15 protein-coding genes are annotated in these 15865 nt (G+C 60.0%); 5 read left to right on the forward strand and 10 right to left on the reverse strand.

What is annotated here, in order from left to right; genetic code table 11:
* Window positions 1-78: 78 nt before the first annotated feature.
* The 9 genes from AC1RO0_RS29930 to AC1RO0_RS29970 form a co-directional block, all read right to left on the reverse strand.
* Window positions 79-306: a F0F1 ATP synthase subunit C gene (locus AC1RO0_RS29930; protein WP_004109844.1), complete on the reverse strand. Its 228-nt coding sequence runs from the start codon at window positions 304-306 to the stop codon at window positions 79-81.
* A gap of 68 nt (window positions 307-374) precedes the next feature.
* Window positions 375-1127, reverse strand: coding sequence for a F0F1 ATP synthase subunit A (locus AC1RO0_RS29935; protein ID WP_498596161.1), 753 nt, complete (start codon window positions 1125-1127; stop codon window positions 375-377).
* A gap of 79 nt (window positions 1128-1206) precedes the next feature.
* Entirely contained in the window at window positions 1207-1551 is a 345-nt protein-coding gene (locus AC1RO0_RS29940) for an AtpZ/AtpI family protein (RefSeq protein WP_498596162.1), read from the reverse strand.
* A 312-nt stretch (window positions 1552-1863) separates the two neighbouring features.
* Window positions 1864-3042 carry a cell wall hydrolase gene (locus tag AC1RO0_RS29945; RefSeq protein ID WP_498596163.1) on the reverse strand — a complete coding sequence of 393 codons (1179 nt, stop codon included), beginning with the start codon at window positions 3040-3042 and terminating at the stop codon, window positions 1864-1866.
* 171 nt (window positions 3043-3213) lie between these two features.
* The gene (locus tag AC1RO0_RS29950) at window positions 3214-5079 is read right to left on the reverse strand and encodes a potassium transporter Kup (RefSeq protein ID WP_498596164.1); all 1866 of its coding nucleotides are present in this window, start codon (window positions 5077-5079) and stop codon (window positions 3214-3216) included.
* Between the two features lie 53 nt (window positions 5080-5132).
* A complete protein-coding gene (locus AC1RO0_RS29955) occupies window positions 5133-6110 on the reverse strand; it encodes a magnesium transporter CorA family protein (protein ID WP_498596165.1) in 978 nt (325 codons plus the stop codon).
* A gap of 410 nt (window positions 6111-6520) precedes the next feature.
* Window positions 6521-7678: an Mrp/NBP35 family ATP-binding protein gene (locus tag AC1RO0_RS29960; RefSeq protein WP_498596166.1), complete on the reverse strand. Its 1158-nt coding sequence runs from the start codon at window positions 7676-7678 to the stop codon at window positions 6521-6523.
* Between the two features lie 618 nt (window positions 7679-8296).
* A complete protein-coding gene (locus tag AC1RO0_RS29965; RefSeq protein WP_498596167.1) occupies window positions 8297-9034 on the reverse strand; it encodes a helix-turn-helix transcriptional regulator in 738 nt (245 codons plus the stop codon).
* 330 nt (window positions 9035-9364) lie between these two features.
* A complete protein-coding gene (locus AC1RO0_RS29970) occupies window positions 9365-10150 on the reverse strand; it encodes an IclR family transcriptional regulator (RefSeq protein WP_498596197.1) in 786 nt (261 codons plus the stop codon).
* 177 nt (window positions 10151-10327) lie between these two features.
* Here AC1RO0_RS29970 and AC1RO0_RS29975 point away from each other — a divergent pair, with 177 nt between their 5' ends.
* The 5 genes from AC1RO0_RS29975 to AC1RO0_RS29995 all read left to right on the forward strand — a co-directional run bounded on the left by AC1RO0_RS29975 (window position 10328) and on the right by AC1RO0_RS29995 (window position 14522).
* Window positions 10328-11098, forward strand: a complete 771-nt coding sequence (locus tag AC1RO0_RS29975; protein WP_498596168.1) for an SDR family NAD(P)-dependent oxidoreductase — start codon at window positions 10328-10330, stop codon at window positions 11096-11098.
* Complete coding sequence (locus AC1RO0_RS29980; RefSeq protein WP_498596169.1) at window positions 11098-12030, forward strand: 2-dehydro-3-deoxygalactonokinase; 933 nt, start codon at window positions 11098-11100, stop codon at window positions 12028-12030. The genes AC1RO0_RS29975 and AC1RO0_RS29980 overlap by 1 nt, the downstream gene beginning before the upstream one ends.
* Window positions 12030-12665: a 2-dehydro-3-deoxy-6-phosphogalactonate aldolase gene (locus AC1RO0_RS29985; RefSeq protein WP_498596170.1), complete on the forward strand. Its 636-nt coding sequence runs from the start codon at window positions 12030-12032 to the stop codon at window positions 12663-12665. Before AC1RO0_RS29980 ends, AC1RO0_RS29985 begins: the two co-directional genes overlap by 1 nt.
* 4 nt (window positions 12666-12669) lie before the next feature.
* Entirely contained in the window at window positions 12670-13557 is an 888-nt protein-coding gene (locus tag AC1RO0_RS29990) for an SMP-30/gluconolactonase/LRE family protein (RefSeq protein ID WP_498596171.1), read from the forward strand.
* Between the two features lie 350 nt (window positions 13558-13907).
* Window positions 13908-14522 carry a PRC-barrel domain-containing protein gene (locus tag AC1RO0_RS29995; protein ID WP_498596172.1) on the forward strand — a complete coding sequence of 205 codons (615 nt, stop codon included), beginning with the start codon at window positions 13908-13910 and terminating at the stop codon, window positions 14520-14522.
* 57 nt (window positions 14523-14579) lie between these two features.
* Here AC1RO0_RS29995 and AC1RO0_RS30000 read toward each other — a convergent pair whose 3' ends face one another.
* Window positions 14580-15800, reverse strand: a complete 1221-nt coding sequence (locus AC1RO0_RS30000) for an argininosuccinate synthase (protein WP_498596198.1) — start codon at window positions 15798-15800, stop codon at window positions 14580-14582.
* Window positions 15801-15865: the final 65 nt, after the last annotated feature.

Here is a 15865-nt window from a genome sequence, read left to right on the forward strand (position 1 = left end):
CACCTCCAGGTGGTCTGCAAATACAAAGAATCACGGCTCGCTGTCTCGCGAACCGTGATCTATTAGACGCCGCTGAAATCAGACGGCGAAGAGCAGGAGGAGAGCGATGAGCAGCGAGAAGATGCCCAGAGCTTCCGTAACGGCGAAACCGAATACCAGACGGCCGAACTGGCTGTCAGCGGCAGACGGATTGCGCAGTGCGCCGGACAAGTAGCTGCCGAAGATATTGCCGAGGCCGAGAGCCGTGCCGGCCATACCAAAGCAAGCCAAACCTGCGCCGATGAACTTTGCTGCTTCCGCGTCCATGTTGAACTCCTTTGAAATGGTTGTTGCGGTGAATGACTGACGCCCTGCAGACGCCAATGTCTTAATCCTTAGTGGCCGCCCGGATGGACTGCGTCGTTGAGGTACATGCAAGTCAGTACCGCAAAGACGTAGGCCTGAAGGAAGGCTACGAGGAACTCGAGACCGGTGAGGGCGACGGTCATAATGAGGGGAAGAATGGCGCCGCCGATACCAAGCGCGCCAAGGGCTCCGAGCGAGGCAACGAAGCCTGCGAACACCTTGAGCGTGATATGGCCAGCGAGCATGTTGGCGAAAAGACGAACGGAGAGCGAAATCGGCCGGGACAGGAAGGAGATGATTTCGATGATCACCACCAGCGGCAAGAGAATGCCGGGAACGCCCTGCGGCACGAAGAGCTTGAGGAAGCCGAAACCGTGCTTGATGAAGCCGTAAAGAATGACCGTCAAGATAACCAGAAGTGCCAGCGCGAAAGTGACGATGATCTGGCTGGTGACGGTGTAGAAATAGGGAACCATGCCGAGCAGGTTAGCCGTCAGCACGAACATGAAGAGCGAGAAGACCAGCGGGAAGAACTTCATCCCCTTGGTTCCCGCCCCTTCTTTCAGCATCGAGGCGATGAACTCGTAGGCCATTTCAGCGACGGACTGGGAGCGGCCCGGAATGACGCTGCGCGCCGAGGTCGCGAAATACAGGAAGCCGGCGGACAGCACTGCCGAAGCAACCATGAACAGCGAAGCATTGGTGAACGAAAAATCAATTCCGCCGATATCGATCGGGATAATCTTGAAGATCAGGAACTGATGGGTAGGACCGTTTGCCACCGCTTGTTCTCTTTCATTTTCCCGCTCGATCGAGCGGATGCCTCTCACCAGGAAACCGCGCCTCAGCGCCGCTTCCGCCTCATTTTTTATCGAGCCCGTGCTTCTCGAGCATCGGTGTCGCCACCTTGCCCGCGGAGCGCAGAACATTCAGCACGCCGGCACAGAATCCGAGAAGCAGCAAAATAATCATGCCCCACGGCGCCGTACCAACAAAACGGTCGAAAACATAGCCCAAAACAGCGCCAACGATGATTGCGGCGATAAATTCACTGGAAAGCTTCATCGCCTGGGCATAGCCTTTGCGGCTGACCTCGGCGCGAACCTCCGCGCGTTCATCATCTTTCATCTCGGCACGCTTGCTCGCCAATTCGGCTCCCAAATGCGCCCGTCGCTCTTCCAGACCCTCGTCGCGGTCATCCGTCATGGTGATATCCTCCCCCTTTTCGTCGCGCGCAGTCCCATTTCCCCGGTCAACGCGTAAACGAACAGGAGGTTTCGCCACCTTTCAGCCCGTTTTGAAGTCGCGCGCAACATAGTTTTAGGAAAAAGCATAGTCAAGGCGTAGACGTCATCTGTCCAGCCATAAATTAGCCGAATTAAATCATAACCTTAGCGCGAATGAGCGGTACCGGGCGAAATCTGAGCCGAAGAATCCTCTTCAGGCCGTGCATTAGCGTGGCTTTTTTGCCTGCCGCCCGTCACCTGCGGTGGCGGGCAACCTGCTCCGGCAACCGCGTCAGCTCCAGCCGCCGCCATAGGTGCGATAGAAGATGTGCATGCCGATGCGGCCGACCTTCACCATCTCGGCCGCCCATTTCGGCCTGACATAGACGGCATGGTAGTGCGTGGCGGAGCCGACTTCCGGCAACCAGATCTTGCCGGCGGTCACGGCCATGGCGACCTGACGGGCAATCCGCCAATGTTCCGGCGAGTTGACCCGTTCCTTGACGTTGTCGCAGGCAAAGGAAAACTGGCAGGCATTGTGCCAATCTTCGTTCTGGTAAACGACGCCGCAAATGGTCTTCGGATAGGCCGGATTGCGGACGCGATTGAGGATGACCTGGGCGACGGCCGCCTGCCCTTTCACCGATTCCCCACGCGCCTCAAAATAGATACCGGTCGCTAAGCATTGCTGTTCGTCGGAGGAAAACACCGAGGGCGGCAGGACGCTCGCGGCCCAGGCATGATCCTGCGGCCCGATCTGTGGCACGAAGCGGCCGTCATTGTCCTGGTCCTTGGCAAGGATGGTATCGAACGGTGAGACACGGGCATAATCCGGCGCCGGCGATGCATAGGCGGCGGCGAGAACGTCGGCATCCTGACTGGTCACCAGGCTCGCCAGATAGGATGGCACGCTATTGTCCGGCTTCGGCGGCTGCGTCTTGTAGAAAGCCGTGGCGATCTGGATTTCCTTGCCGCCGATCCTGGGCTTCAGGAAAGCGGTCCTGTCCTTGCTGTCCAGTTCCGGACGGAGCAACATGCTCTGACGTTGCAGCACGGAACCGGCGGAGAAATCCTTCGGCGGCTGCATCGGCGCGACGGCGACCACCCGGCCCTTCTTGTCCTCACGATTGATGCGCTCTTCGTCCGGCTTGGGGTCACTCCCCTTCTGTTCCGACAGGAAGGCGACGCGGCGGCCATCCGGCAGAACGAGGCCGCCATCGCCGATGGCAGCCGCGGTCGATGTGTCCCCAAAGGCAAGCTCGGCCTGATGCGTCGAGCCGGCCGGCGAATTGGTGATTACCATGCGCCAGTTGCTGCCGCCCCTATCGATACCCGACAGCAGACCGGCAAGGTCGGCATAGGCCGCGGTCGACGGAAAGATCATCCATGCGCAGAGCCCGAAGACGGCAGGAGACGTCCAGTTCTTCGGCAATAGACCAAACTTGCGGAAAGCACGACGCGGACGAAGCAATACCGGACTCCAAACGGCACTCGAGACTAGGAGCCGGAATAATCTCCCATTAACCTTGATGGATGGTTAATTTAGGCTTTTGCATGGCCGCGCGCGCATTCTGAAAGTCCGCAAGCAAAAGGCCCGGCGAATTTTCACCGGGCCTTCGATAAAACAGCGATTATGCCTGCATCAGATAATGACGTGCGAGCCCAGTTCCACCACGCGATTGGCTGGTAGGCGGAAGTAGTCGGAGGGGTCGGTCGCGGCGTTGGCGAGCGCGATATAGAGCCGGTCCTGCCAGTGCGGCATGCCGGACTTGGCGTCGGGCACAAGCTTGCGGCGGCCGAGATAGAAGGAGGTCGACATGATGTCGAACTTCAGCCCGGTCTTGCGCAAGGTCGCCAGCGCCTGCGAGACATTCTGCGATTCCATGAAGCCGAAGCGCAGCTCGACGCGCGAGAAGCGGTCGGAAACCTTTTCGACCGAATAGCGGTCTTCCTGGGGCACGCGCGGCTTGTTGGTGGTGCGGATCGTCAGGATGACATTCTTGTCGTGCAGGACGTGATTGTGCTTCAGATTGTGAAGAAGGGCCGCGGGCGCCGATTCCGGATCGCTGGTGAGGAAGATCGCCGTGCCCGGCACATGCGCCGGGGAGTGATCGCTCTTGCGCTCGATCGAGCTGACGAAGGACGATAGCGGGATATCCGTGTGCCGCGTCTTCTCCATCAGGATCGCGCTGCCGCGACGCCAGGTCCACATGATCACCGTGAAGGCCGTGGCGATCAGCACCGGAACGTAGCCGCCGTCGTGGATCTTCAGCAGGTTGGCGCCGAGGAAGACGAATTCGAGCAGCAGCAGCGGCGTCAGCACGGCAATCGCCATCGGCAGCGTCCAGTTCCAGCGAACACGGACGAATTCGAAGGCCATGATCGAGGTGACGACCATCGCGCCGGTCACCGAGATACCGTAGGCCGTTGCCAGCGCATCGGAGGTCTTGAAGCTCAGCACCAGGAAGATGACGCCGAAGAAGAGTATGGCATTAACCGACGGCAGGAAGATCTGGCCGGTATTGGTCTCGGAGGTGATGAGGATTTCCATGCGCGGCAGGAAGCCGAGATGGATGGCCTGGCGCGTCAGCGAGAAGGCGCCGGTAATGACCGCCTGGCTGGCGATGATCGTTGCCATGGTGGCGAGAATGACCACCGGCAGCAGTGCCCAATGCGGATACATCAGAAAGAACGGGTCGGACATGGCGAGCGGCTCGCGCAGCACCAGCGCACCCTGGCCGAGATAATTCAGCGTCAGCGACGGAAAGACCAGAACGAACCAGGCCCACTGGATCGGCCGCCGGCCGAAATGGCCAAGGTCGGCATAAAGCGCTTCCGCGCCTGTCACCGTCAGGAAGACCGCGCCGAGCACAACAACGCCGAGGAAGCCCTCGTTCATCAGGAAGTTGACCGCATACCAGGGATTAAGAGCGGCGAGGATGCCGTAGTCATCAGCGATATGCATGATGCCGGCAAGGCCCATGACGATGAACCAGATCGCCGTGATCGGGCCGAAGAAGCGCGCGACCGCGCCGGTCCCATGCGACTGGATGGCAAAGAGCAGTGCCAGGATCGCGACCGAGATCGGCACGATATAATCCGAGAGGCTCGGCGTGACCAGCTTCAGACCTTCGACGGCGGAAAGAACCGACAGGGCCGGCGTGATCATCGCATCGCCGAGAAACAGCGCCGCGCCCAGAAGTCCGAGCAGCATGAGAACGGCGGTGTGGCCGTTCGCCGTCTTCATCAGCAGCGCCAGAAGCGACAGCGTGCCGCCTTCGCCGTCATTGTCGGCGCGCAGCAGAAAAAGGACATATTTCATGGTGACGATGATCGTCAGCGCCCAGAACATCAGCGACACGAGGCTGATGACCTCGCCGCGCGTCAGACCATCGGCGGCCACCGGCTTCAGCGCCTCGCGAAAAGCGTAGAGTGGGCTCGTACCGATATCGCCATACACAACGCCGACGGACCCGACGGCGAGGTAGGACAGCTTGCGTATGCTCATTTTCCCGTCGGGAGAATGATGGGTTTCGTCAGACATTCAGGATCACTAGACTCTCAGAGCCAGCCTTTCCAGCGAAAAAAGAAAAACGGAACGATGGCGGACACCACCATCAGCAACAACGATGCCGGGTATCCGTAGGCAAAATGCAATTCCGGCATGAGCTCGAAGTTCATACCATAGACCGATGCCACGAGCGTCGGGGGCAGGAAGACCACGGAGGCGATCGAGAAAATCTTGATGATCGAGTTCTGCTCGATATTGATCAGGCCAAGCGAAGCATCCAAGAGGAAGGTAATGTTGCCCGCCACGAAAGAGGCATGCTCGGATAGAGACTGCACATCCCGCGAGACGTTACGGCACAATTCCTTGGCCTCTTGATCCTGCTGCATGGCAGGTATGGTATTGAGGAAGACCAAAAGCCGCGACAATGAACTCAGGCTATCCCGCACCTTGCTGATCGTACGATGGTAGCCTGCAATATCCTTCAGCTTCTCTTCCAGATAGTTTGCCGGACGACGGATTTTCTTCACGCGGTCGCCGAATACATGCGCTGACAATATATCGATGCCGGCAACCGTTTGTTCAAGAACCTCGGCCGTCCGATCGATAATTGTTTCGAGAAGTTTCGCCAGCAGCGAGATACCGGTCAGCCGGTCTTGTGGAATTCGCTGCAGGGCGGCGATGAACAGCGCAAAGGATTTCGGACGGGCATAACGGATGGTGACCAGGCGGTGTCCCGTCAAAATGAAGGCGACATCGGTCAGCGCCGGCAAATTGGTATCGGCCTTCCACAGCAGCGAGGCCGTCAGGAAGACCGCGTCATTCTCGACATAGAGCCGGGCGGATGGCTCGATATCCTTCATATCCTCGCGGGTCGGAACCTCGAGCCCGAGCAGGCGCTCGATATTCGTTTCCTCTTCGCGAGACGGTTCGACCATGTCGATCCAGACGGCATTGTCCGGCAATTGGGCAAGCGTCGAAAGGTTCGCCAGTTCGAGCGAGGTACAGTCGGAACAGTAGGCCGTGATCAACGCATCGCTCCCGGCACGGCGCAGGCAAAGCTATAGCCACGGCGCTTTATGCGCTCCGGCTGCGATCCTACCAATGGCCAATGAAGAAAACTCATAAAACTCCGGGCGTATCCCGCCAAGCCGGCTGGGAATCCGTGTCCATGCTGATTGCGCTGCTGTACCAATTCTTCGCTCGTCATAAACAACGCCGATCGCTCGGGCGAGACGAAGACATCATGCGGCGGACGGCCATCATCCAATATGCCCGGCCAAATTCACGCCGGCGGCGCATATGCAGCAAAGCGCGCAAAGAATCAAGCCACAACCCCTTCAATGCGCGTTTTCACCGCAGCTTTTCGATTTGCGAAGTCATAGCACATGGCGCGGGCAAGGCAATCATGCCGATCGTCGCCGGCACGAACCTTCACGAATTATTCAAAGACGATGGAGGGTGCCGCGCGCAAAGGCGTGTTGCTGACCTGCGCCCAGACCTTGGCGGCGATATCGCGATAGATGCCGGCGACGATACCATTGGGATCGGAAGCAACCAACGGCGTGCCGGCATCGGACGTCTCGCGGATGCCCATGGTCAACGGCACCTCGCCGAGGAAAGGCACGCCAATGCGCTCGGCCTCCTTGCGCGCGCCGCCATGGCCGAAGATATCGTAGCGGGCGCCGGTGTCCGGAGCGATGAAATAGCTCATGTTTTCAACGATGCCGAGGACGGGAACCTCGACCTTGCGGAACATGTTGAGGCCCTTGCGGGCGTCGATCAGCGCCAGATCCTGCGGCGTCGAGACGATGACCGCGCCAGCAAGCGGCACCTGCTGCGCCATGGTCAGCTGCACATCGCCGGTGCCCGGCGGCATGTCAACGACGAGAACGTCAAGCTCACCCCAGGCCACTTCGCGCAACATCTGCAGCAGCGCCGACTGCACCATCGGCCCGCGCCAGATCATCGCCGTTTCCTCCTCGACGAGGAAGCCCATCGACATGACCTTGAGGCCGTAATTCTCCATGGGAACGATGATGCGGCCATCGATCTGTGACGGCTTGCCGGAGATCTTCAGGAGGCGCGGCATGGACGGGCCATAGATATCGGCGTCCAGTATGCCGACGCGCAGGCCATTGGCCAGCAATCCAAGCGCCAAGTTGACCGCCGTGGTCGACTTGCCGACCCCGCCCTTGCCGGAAGCGACCGCGATAATGGCGCCAACACCGGGAACACCGATCTTACTAGCGCGGGGCGGCTGTTGCGGAGCAGGCGCGTGAGAATGAGGATGGGCATGCGGCTGTGGTTGCGGTGGAGCGGGACGCGCAGTCGGTGCGCCGCCGGCCTTCTTGTCCGCGGTCAGCGCGACCATGGCACCTTTGACGCCGGGCATCTCCTTGATGACGCGCTCGGCCGCAAGACGCATCGGCTCCAGATCCTTGGCGCGTTCGGCCGGAACGGTGATCGAGAAATACACCTTGGCGTCGGAAATGAAGACATCCGACACCATGCCGAGCTCAACGATATTGTGCTCCAGGTCCGGTCCGCGAACAGTCTTCAGCGTATCCAGAACCTGTTCCTTGGTGATGCCAGCCATTCCATCCTCACTGCGCAATTTCCATCCTTAGCGCCGCGTCGGGCAAACACTCAGGATCTCTCAAGGCTTAGATAGTGGAGTGACGGGGCTTCGCCAAACAAAATTGAGGGGAGGATCGACAAAAGTGGCTGAGTTCGTTGCGGCCGGCAGGTCCGCCGGGTTTTATAACCCTACCAGCCGCAACGCTCGCTTGGAGACGCAAAAGATTTGCGGGGGCCGAGATAAAGCAAAGTCTGGAAAGGAATAGGGCAAGTCCGCGAAAAATCGCGTCGCAATGTCCGTTGAACTCAAGGACGTGCCAAATAAGCAACAGCCGCCGTCAACACCTGTCGCCGGGAGAAGCAACGACCATGGTATCGACGACGGCTGCTTGATCCGCGCACATTCATTGGCGCTGTTATCAAAGTCCCCTCTGGACCTCTGCATATTGCAATGCAGAAAGCATGCCAGTTTCAATGAATTGGAAAAATCATTCTTTTTCAGACGGTTGACACGAAATCGTCAATTTCGGCCCACCGGGCACCGCAAACAGCGCAAGCAAACTTTATAGGCAGCGCACAAAATTCGCGCAGAAAACTGCCCGAATTCCGTCCGGCCTCATACTTGTCTGCATGCTATCTATTTTATCAACCCGACGCGCAACGCCTTGGCGACCGCCTGGGTGCGGTTGACGGTATCCAACTTCTTGGTGGCACGGTTCAGGTAATGATTGACCGTATGTTCCGAGAGCGTGAGGATTTCGGCGATTTCGGCGCTGGTCTTGCCAGCCGCCGTCCAGTTCAGGCAATCGAGCTCTCGGTCGGTCAGCGTATCGACGATACGGACGTCAAGGTTGCGGATTTCGGCGAGCCTGTCGAAGACATGGATCGCGATATAGCAGAGGTCCTTGGTCTCCTCTGCCGTGAAGAGCTCGCGATCGCCCGAGAGGATGACAGCGCCGCGAATACCGGATGCATCGTGGGTCGGCAAACAGATGCTCCGCGCCATCCGAAAACGTTCGAACAAAGAAGTCCTGAGCTGAATCTTGCTGTCATCGCGATTGGTGTTTGCCGCGGTGTCGTAGACAAAGGGCAATGTCGAAACGCGCAGGCGCCGCGACACGGTGCTGTTGCGCAACAGACCTTCCTGGTCGTAGACCGTCAGCAGTTCTGCCGGCCAGTTGTTGATCACCGAATTGCTCTGCAGTTCGAATGAGGTAAGCGACGGCAGGTTCACGACCATGAAAGCCCGGCAACGATAGGCATCGGTCACGCGCTTCATGAAGCGAAAAACGTCGAACTGAGTTTTCAGACCGGCAATTTCGTCAATGTAATCTTCACCGCGAGGGGACCGTCCCACCTGCACCAATGCTGCCATCGTCAGTCTTCTTTACGTAAAGGAGAGACAGGGGAAGAAGTTCGAACTCGTTGCCCCCACGCCTCCGGGCCATCACACGAACGTCGAAACATCGGCGCTCGATGAAATATAAATAAAGATCTCGCCCACTGCGGCATTCACCACGACGACGCCCGGCAAAGCATTTCGCCAAACTCCCCCCGAAGATGGCCCAGGTATTCGTCAAGAAGTACAGTTCATCGGCGCTTCTCTACAGAGAATACAGAATAAACGTGTAACCCGCCCAAGGTCCAGTGCACGTAAACGTAAAATCAATGTATTTCGCATGACTGTCGAGAAAAAGCGGCAAAACTAGCGCTTCGGACCCAAGCGACTGTGCATATCCTGCATGATCGAGGCCGCGGCAAGCCTGACCAGCGGCGCCCATTCCTCCAGCTTTTCCGGCGTGACGCGATAAGCAGGCCCAGTCACCGAGACGCCGGCCAGCATATTGCCGTCGTCCGAGCGAATCGGCGCGGCGACGCAGCATATGCCGCTCTCGTGTTCCTCGCGGTCAAAGGCGTAGCCGCGCCTCCTGATGGCGGCGATATCGGCAAGAAGATCCGCCACGCCGCGATGGGTATGCTCGGTATAGGCGTGAAACTGAAGACCGGCATGGCTGGCCTCGATGGTGGTATCGTCCAGCACGGAAAGCGCCGCCTTGCCGACGCCGGTGCAATAGGCTGGCGAGGCGTTGCCGATCTGCGAATACATTCGCACGGACTGCCGGCCCTCGACCTTGTCGAGATAGATGACCTCGATGCCCCGCAGGACGCCGAGATGCACGGTCTCGCCAGTCCGCTCCTGCAGAAGCCGCAGATGCGGCTCGGCGATCGCACGGAATTCATTGCGCGCCCAGCTGCGCGAGGCCAGGCTCAAGAGCCGGATGCCGGGGAGATAACGCCCGTCGCGATCGATCTCCAGCAACCCCTCCTCGACCAGGTGCGACAATTGCCGGTGCAGCGTGCCGCGCGGCTGGTCGGACAGCGAGAGGATGTCTGTAAAGCGCATGGGATAATCAGAGAGCGCAACGAGATCGAGCAGCGCCATGAGCTTGCCGAGCGTGCCGGTCTCCCGGACGCGGCGGGCATTGCCCATAGTATCTTCCTGCTTCACATTCACGATCGCCTCATTGTGTCAGCGGCGCTCCGTCACGTCCTTGACATGGCCGAAGGGTAATCCGATAATTCCACATAGTCAAATTTGGTTCCAAATAATGGAACCACCACCAAAGAAACATCAGAATCTATCACCGATCCAGGGAGGGAGAGGAATTTGACCGAGGCACAGGCACAATTTCCCGATCTGAAGGATCGCACCATCCTGATCACCGGCGGTGGCTCCGGCATCGGCGCGGCGCTTGTCGAGGCTTTCGCGCAACAGGGCGCCAAGGTCGCCTTCATCGACATTGCCGAGGAGCCGAGCAAGGCGCTTGCCGCCCGGCTGTCGGTGCAATCGCCGCATCCCGTCGCCTTCTATCATGCCGACCTGCGCGATGTCGGCAATATCAAGAGCACGGTTGCCGCCGTCGAATCCGATCTCGGCGCGATCGGCGTCCTCGTCAACAATGCCGCCTGGGACGACCGGCACGACTTCGATACGACGACCGAGGAATACTGGGACAACAGCCAGGCGATCAACCTCAAGCAAGTCTTCTTCGTCTCCCAGGCGGCAGCGCCCGGCATGCGGGCTACCGGCGGCGGATCGATCATCAATTTCTCGTCGATCGTCATCAAGATGAACCAGCCGCTGCTCTCGTCCTACGCGACCGCCAAGGCCGGCGTCATTGGCCTCACCAAGAGCCTCGCCGGCCGTCTTGGCCCGGAAAACATCCGCGTCAACGCCATCCTGCCGGGCATGGTTGTCACCGAGCGGCAGATGGAACTCTGGCTCACCGAGGAAGGCATCGCCAAGACGATCGAGCGCCAATGCCTCAAGCATGTCCTTAAGGCCGCCGATCTGGTCGGCCCCACTCTCTTTCTCGCATCCAACTGCTCGGGCAGCATCACCGCGCAGTCCATCATTGTCGACGGAGGCATATTCTAATGACAAGGCCCGCATATGTAGCGGTAGACTGGGGCACCAGCAGTTTTCGGCTGTGGCTGATCGGCGAGGACGACAGCGTTCTCGGCGAGCGCCGCAGCGGCGAAGGCATGACATCGGCGGCGCAGACCGGCTTTGCCAAAGTGCTGCAATCGCATCTGACCGCCCTCTCCGCACCTGATACTCTTCCCGTTATCGTCTGCGGCATGGCCGGCGCACGCCAGGGCTGGGTGGAAGCCGGCTATATCGACACGCCGACCTCGCTTGCCGCCATCCTCACCGGCGCAGTCTCCGTCCCCGGTCAAGCGCGCGATGTCCGCATCCTGCCAGGCCTTGCGCAGCGCGCCAAGGATGTGCCGGACGTTATGCGTGGCGAGGAAACGCAATTGCTCGGCGCGATCCCTGCCGATGCCAAGGGCGAGCAGATCGTCTGCATGCCGGGAACGCATTCGAAATGGGTGCGCGTGGTCAATGGCCAGGTCATCGGCTTTTCGACCTTCATGACCGGCGAGCTGTTCGACGTCATCACCAAGCACAGCATCCTCTCGCACGCCGTTGCCGGCGCCGGCGACCTGCCGGCCGATAGTGCCACCTTCGAAACCGCGATCAAGACCACCTTCAAGAAGCCTGCGCTCGCCACCAACCTGCTCTTCACCGCCCGAGCCGGCCAGCTTCTGCATGGCCTGACGGCAGCCGGTGCGCAGGCGCTGATTTCCGGCACGCTGATTGGCGCCGAAATCGCCGGTGCCCTGTCATCCGCCGGCCAAGGGGCGACGATCACTCTTGTCGCCTCGGGACGCCTGCAGGCGCTCTATGAGGATGCCTTCCGCACCCTGTCCCTCACCTATACGACTGTCGACGCCGATGCCGCTGTCCGCCGCGGGCTTTCCGCCGCCGCCAAGGCAATCTGGCCGAACAATGAAAGAACACGCTGATGACGACCCGCGTCCCCTTCCCTTCCATGAAGCGCCCCCTCATTGCCATTCTCCGTGGCATCAAGCCGGAGGAAACCGCTGATATCGTCGGCGCACTGATCGAAGCTGGCCTGACGGCCATCGAGATCCCGTTGAACTCGCCGGAGCCTTTCCGCTCGATCGAGATCGCAGCCAAGCTGGCGCCCGCCGATTGCCTGATCGGCGCCGGCACGGTGCTGACGGTCGAAGACGTCGACCGACTGGATGCCGCCGGCGGCAAACTGCTGGTGACGCCGAATGTCGAACCAGCCGTCATCAGCCGTGGCCGTGACAAGGGCATGGTGACGATGCCCGGCGTCTTCACCGCAACGGAAGCGCTGGCCGCCGCCCGCGCCGGTGCGACAGGCCTTAAATTTTTCCCGGCCGGCGTGCTCGGCGCATCGGGCATCACCGCCATCCGCGCCGTGCTGCCGCCGGAGCTCGTGATCGCCGCAGTTGGTGGTGTTTCGGACAAGAATTTCGCCGATTACACCAAGGCCGGCATCCTCGCATTCGGTCTCGGCACCAGCCTCTACAAGCCGGGAATGACGACGGCAGAGGTTGCCGAACGCGCCAAGGTGACCATTTACGCCTATGACGCCGCCATAGGAGCTTGAGCATATGACCGCGATTCACGATTTCCAGGGCACCATTCTTTCCGACACCGCTTCGGTGCTGGGTGAAGGGCCGACCTATGATCCGGATACCGATACGGTCTGGTGGTTCAACATTCTCGGCAAAGAATTGCATGAGCTGCATCTTGCGACCGGCAAGAAGCAGGTGCACGACCTGCCGATGATGGCGAGCGTGCTTGCCCGCATCGACGCCGGACGCCAGTTGATCGCCACCGAAGAGGGCCTGTTTCTGCGCGACGTCGCAACCGGCGAGCTGACCTTCTATGCCGCCATCGAGGCGGACAAGCCGGAAAATCGCTCCAATGACGGGCGCACGCATATCTCCGGTTCGCTGTGGATCGGCACCATGGGCAAGCGCGCCGAAATGCAGGCGGGCGCCATCTATCACGTTGCCGGCGGCAAGGTGACGAAGATCTTCGATCAGATCAGCATTCCGAACTCGATCTGCTTTTCTCCCGACGGCACGATGGGCTATTTCACCGATACGCGTATTAGCCAGCTGATGCGGGTGACGGTCGATCCGCTGACAGGGCTTCCGACGGGCGAGCCCATCGTTCTGGTCGACAGTATGGAGGATCCAGGCGGCATTGACGGTTCGGTCTGCGATGCCGACGGCTATATCTGGAACGCCCGCTGGGGTTCCGGCTTCGTCGATCGTTATAGCCCGGATGGCCTGCGCATCGAGCGCTATCGCGTCCCGGCCGCGCAGCCCTCCTGCCCGGCCTTTGTCGGCAAGGATGCCGATCGCCTGGCGGTGACGACAGCGTGGGAGGGCCTCGACGAAGACGCCCGCTCGACACAGCCGCAGGCCGGAGCGCTTCTTGAACTCGGCCCGACGGTCAAGGGCGTTTTCGATCCGCCCTACAAGATCTGATCGCGTTTGCCGTCTCTGCGGCGGTGGCGATCACCACGAGGATGGTACGCAGGAAAACGCAGGCCAGGGCGCTCGGATAGAGCCGCCCTGCGCCGGGAGCCAAGGCACCCCCCGCAACCGGCCCATCGGACCGACTTCGTTTGGTTGCACCCATCTTTCTATAAATAATTGATTTCCCATTATATTTTTTCCACGTCATGGTGGCCCAACGCCGTTTTCTACAACTTTTTCCGGAACCAAACCTCTCCTCGACCTGTTCCCCTACCGAACCGGCACGATGATGGTCAGCCAAAAACGTGGCGCCGCCCGAGCCGGGGAGCATGCCCATCTGAATGAAAGGTAGGTTCACGATGACCGGCAAACTATTCACCTCCGTCGCTGCTGGCGCGGTCTTTGCCACAGCATCTGTCCTCTCACCCATGGCCTTCGCCCAGGCACAGCAACCGTCGACCGGTGACGCACCGCTGACGCAGACTGCCCCGGCAACGTCCGACACCACCAAGCCGGCGCCTAAGATGCCGCAGAGTGATGCCCAGGCCCCAGCCACGGCACCGACGACAACGACGGCGCAGGCCGGTGGCTATCTGACCGAGCAATCGGCGGATCAGATCAGCGCCAAGACCTATATCGGCCAGTCGGTCTATAATGGTCAGAATGAAAGCATCGGCAGCATCAACGACCTTGTCCTGCTGAAGCAGGGCGGTGTTGTCGCCGCAGTCGTCGGCGTTGGCGGTTTCCTTGGTATGGGCCAGAAAAACGTCGCCGTTCCCTTCGACAAGATCACCGCAACGCAGAATGTCGAGGACGGCAGCGTCAAGCTGACGACCACCGAAACAGCAGATGCGTTGAAGGCAGCGCCCGAGTTCAAGACGCTCGCTGCGCAGGCCTCCGAAAAGGAGGCACGGGTGCCGGCGGCGGTACCCGGTACTGACAGCACGACGACCTCGTCGACGACCAATAAATAACGCAGGTTCTCGCGCAACAATGAAAAACGGCGGCCCTCATGGGCCGCCGTTTGGCGTTTAATATCCCAACCTCTTATTGCGCGCCGCCAAGGTCTTTAGTCGCAGCCCGTTGAGCTTGATGAAGCCCTCGGCATCGTGATGATCGTAGCTGCCCGAGCCCTCCTCGAATGTTACGAGATCCATTGAATAGAGCGAATTGGGGGAGCTACGCGCGATGACGCTAGCCGAGCCCTTGTGGAGCTTTACCGTTACTTCGCCGGCAACATGGGTCTGGCTTCGGTCGATCAGCGCCTGCAGCATTTCCCGCTCCGGCGCATACCAGAACCCATTATAGATCAACTCGGCGTAGCGCGGCATGATCTCGTCCTTCAGGTGAGCCGCACCACGGTCGAGGGTGATCGACTCGATCCCACGATGCGCCGCAAGCAGGATCGTGCCGCCCGGCGTCTCGTAGACTCCGCGCGATTTCATGCCGACGAACCGGTTCTCGACCAGATCGATCCGCCCTATGCCATGCTTGCCACCCAGCACGTTGAGCCTGGTCAGCAGCGTCGCCGGTGACAGCTTGACGCCGTTGAGAGAAACCGCGTCGCCCCTCTCGAAGCCGATGGTGATGATCTCCGGCACGTTGGGCGCGTCCACCGGATCGACCGTGCGCTGATAGATGTAGTCCGGGGCAATATCGGCTGGGTCTTCCAGGACCTTGCCCTCGGACGAGGTGTGCAGCAAATTCGCGTCAATCGAGAACGGCGCCTCGCCGCGCTTGTCCTTTGGGACCGGGATCTGGTTCCGTTCGGCATATTCGATGAGTTGGGTGCGGGACTGAATGTCCCACTCGCGCCACGGCGCGATGACCTTGATCGATGGGTCGAGCGCGTTGACGGCCAGTTCGAACCGGACCTGATCGTTGCCCTTGCCGGTGGCGCCATGGGAAATGGCATCGGCGCCCACTTCCTGGGCGATCCTGACGAGGTGCTTTGCGATGAGCGGGCGGGCGATGGAGGAGCCGAGCAGATACTGGCCTTCATACACCGTATTGGCACGGAACATCGGGAACACGAAGTCACGCACGAATTCCTCGCGCACATCCACGATGCGGATGTCCTTGATCCCGAGCAGTTCGGCTTTTGCACGCGCCGGTTCAAGCTCCTCGCCCTGGCCCAGATCGGCGGTAAAGGTCACCACCTCGCATTTATAGGTCTCCTGCAGCCATTTGAGGATGATCGAGGTGTCCAGGCCGCCCGAATAGGAGAGCACGATCTTCTTGATATCTTTGATCATGAGTAATTTTCGTTCCCAATGTTGACGTCTTGGAACGATAGGCCAAAGATGGCGCAATTGGC

The sequence above is a fragment of the Rhizobium sp. GW821-FHT14E12 genome (assembly GCF_058803745.1).

Coding starts and splice junctions, on each gene's coding strand:
- AC1RO0_RS29930 (WP_004109844.1), bottom strand. CDS start 306: ATGGACGCGGAAGCAGCAAAGTTCATCGGCGCAGGTTTGGCTTGCTTT.
- AC1RO0_RS29940 (WP_498596162.1), bottom strand. CDS start 1,551: ATGACGGATGACCGCGACGAGGGTCTGGAAGAGCGACGGGCGCATTTG.
- AC1RO0_RS29950 (WP_498596164.1), bottom strand. CDS start 5,079: ATGAGCATACGCAAGCTGTCCTACCTCGCCGTCGGGTCCGTCGGCGTT.
- AC1RO0_RS29960 (WP_498596166.1), bottom strand. CDS start 7,678: ATGGCTGGCATCACCAAGGAACAGGTTCTGGATACGCTGAAGACTGTT.
- AC1RO0_RS29965 (WP_498596167.1), bottom strand. CDS start 9,034: ATGGCAGCATTGGTGCAGGTGGGACGGTCCCCTCGCGGTGAAGATTAC.
- AC1RO0_RS29970 (WP_498596197.1), bottom strand. CDS start 10,150: ATGGGCAATGCCCGCCGCGTCCGGGAGACCGGCACGCTCGGCAAGCTC.
- AC1RO0_RS29980 (WP_498596169.1), top strand. CDS start 11,098: ATGACAAGGCCCGCATATGTAGCGGTAGACTGGGGCACCAGCAGTTTT.
- AC1RO0_RS29985 (WP_498596170.1), top strand. CDS start 12,030: ATGACGACCCGCGTCCCCTTCCCTTCCATGAAGCGCCCCCTCATTGCC.
- AC1RO0_RS29990 (WP_498596171.1), top strand. CDS start 12,670: ATGACCGCGATTCACGATTTCCAGGGCACCATTCTTTCCGACACCGCT.
- AC1RO0_RS29995 (WP_498596172.1), top strand. CDS start 13,908: ATGACCGGCAAACTATTCACCTCCGTCGCTGCTGGCGCGGTCTTTGCC.